1 tRNA gene and 2 rRNA genes (1 of these 3 cut by a window edge) are annotated in these 2,500 nt (G+C 55.3%); all 3 read left to right on the top strand.

Annotation, left to right across the window (positions count from 1 at the left end):
- Positions 1 to 2,174, top strand: a 23S ribosomal RNA gene (locus tag HKD24_RS14655) (it extends 562 nt beyond the left edge of the window).
- Between the two features lie 83 nt (positions 2,175 to 2,257).
- Positions 2,258 to 2,372 (top strand): 5S ribosomal RNA (gene rrf / locus HKD24_RS14650).
- 51 nt (positions 2,373 to 2,423) lie between these two features.
- Positions 2,424 to 2,500, top strand: a tRNA-Met gene (locus HKD24_RS14645).

The raw sequence follows: 2,500 nt of genomic DNA, 5'->3' as shown, positions 1-2,500 counted from the left end.
CGAGTTTCTGTTTGCAGCGAGCTTAAGCCATTAGGTGTAGGCGTAGCGAAAGCGAGTCTGAATAGGGCGAATGAGTTGCTGGCAGAAGACCCGAAACCGAGTGATCTAGCCATGGCCAGGCTGAAGGTGCGGTAACACGCACTGGAGGGCCGAACCCACGCCTGTTGAAAAAGTCGGGGATGAGCTGTGGCTAGGGGTGAAAGGCCAATCAAACTCGGAGATAGCTGGTTCTCCGCGAAATCTATTGAGGTAGATCGTCGGGTGTTTACCCTGGGGGGTAGAGCACTGGATGGGCTAGGGGGGCCCAAAGCCTTACCAAACCTAACCAAACTCCGAATACCCAGGAGTATAGCCCGGCAGACAGACAGTGGGTGCTAAGGTCCATTGTCGAGAGGGAAACAGCCCAGACCACCAGCTAAGGCCCCTAAATCGTGGCTAAGTGGGAAAGGATGTGGGGATTCCAAAACAACCAGGAGGTTGGCTTAGAAGCAGCCATCCTTTAAAGAAAGCGTAATAGCTCACTGGTCTATTAGAAACCCTGCGCCGAAAATGTAACGGGGCTCAAGCCACGTGCCGAAGCTGTGGGTGCATTCTTTGAATGCGCGGTAGCGGAGCGTTCCGTAAGTCTGCGAAGGAGACGGGGTGACCCTCTCTGGAGATATCGGAAGTGCGAATGCTGACATGAGTAGCGACAAACAGTGCGAGAAACACTGTCGCCGAAAGTCCAAGGGTTCCTGCGCAAGGTTAATCCACGCAGGGTGAGCCGGCCCCTAAGGCGAGGGCGAGAGCCGTAGTCGATGGGAACCAGTTGAATATTACTGGGCCTGCCAGAAGTGACGAATGAGAGATGTTGTCTGTCCTTAACGGATTGAACAGGCTTTTCAATCATTCCAGGAAATAGCTCTGGCGTATAGACCGTACCCGAAACCGACACAGGTGGACTGGTAGAGAATACCAAGGCGCTTGAGAGAACGATGCTGAAGGAACTAGGCAAATTGCTCGTGTAACTTCGGGATAAACGAGACCCGCTCGTGGGCAACCATGGACGGGTGGCACAGACCAGGGGGTAGCGACTGTTTAGTAAAAACACAGGGCTCTGCGAAATCGTGAGATGACGTATAGGGCCTGACGCCTGCCCGGTGCCGGAAGGTTAAGAGGAGGTGTGCAAGCACTGAATTGAAGCCCCGGTAAACGGCGGCCGTAACTATAACGGTCCTAAGGTAGCGAAATTCCTTGTCGGGTAAGTTCCGACCTGCACGAATGGCGTAACGACTTCCCCACTGTCTCCAGCATCGACTCAGCGAAATTGAATTCCCCGTGAAGATGCGGGGTACCCGCGGTCAGACGGAAAGACCCTATGAACCTTTACTGCAGCTTTGCAGTGGCATCAGAGACATTCTGTGTAGGATAGGTCGGAGGCTTTGAAACCCAGGCGCCAGCTTGGGTGGAGCCATCCTTGAAATACGACCCTGAATTTTTCTGATGTCTAACCGAGACCAGTAAGCCTGGTCCGGGACCCTGCATGGTGGGCAGTTTGACTGGGGCGGTCGCCTCCCAAAGTGTAACGGAGGCGCGCGATGGTGGGCTCAGGCCGGTCGGAAACCGGCTGTCGAGTGCAATGGCATAAGCCCGCCTGACTGTGAGAGTGACAGCTCGATCAGAGACGAAAGTCGGCCATAGTGATCCGGTGGTCCCACGTGGACGGGCCATCGCTCAACGGATAAAAGGTACTCTAGGGATAACAGGCTGATCTCCCCCAAGAGTCCACATCGACGGGGAGGTTTGGCACCTCGATGTCGGCTCATCACATCCTGGGGCTGGAGCAGGTCCCAAGGGTTCGGCTGTTCGCCGATTAAAGTGGTACGTGAGCTGGGTTTAGAACGTCGTGAGACAGTTCGGTCCCTATCTGCCGTGGGTGTAAGAGACTTGAGAGGATTTGTCCCTAGTACGAGAGGACCGGGATGAACATACCTCTGGTGCACCGGTTGTCACGCCAGTGGCACAGCCGGGTAGCTAAGTATGGACGGGATAACCGCTGAAAGCATCTAAGCGGGAAACCCACCTCAAAACGAGGTCTCATAGAGCCGTGACAGACCATCACGTTGATAGGCCGGGTGTGAAAGTGCAGTAATGCATGCAGCTAACCGGTCCTAATCGCTCATACTTCTCACAACAAACACATGCACAGAAATCAGCCACACTCCTTCACATCGCACCAACCACCACCCTCTCTCAAAAGACAGGGTGGGCTGGAAGACCTGGTGGCCATTGCGAGGGCCCTACACCCGATCCCATCCCGAACTCGGCCGTGAAATCCCTCAGCGCCTATGATACTGCACCTTAAGGTGCGGAAAAGTCGGTCGCCGCCAGGTCCCCCAGCCTACCCAACACCACAAAAAATCCCCCAACATCACCAACACCACCGCGGGGTGGAGCAGCCCGGTAGCTCGTCAGGCTCATAACCTGAAGGCCGCAGGTTCAAATCCTGCCCCCGCAACCA

Source organism: Gluconobacter vitians (assembly GCF_015244565.1).
GTDB lineage: Bacteria > Pseudomonadota > Alphaproteobacteria > Acetobacterales > Acetobacteraceae > Gluconobacter > Gluconobacter vitians.
The sequence above is the reverse complement of the archived record's forward strand: the minus strand, read 5'-3'. Positions and strand labels throughout refer to the sequence as shown.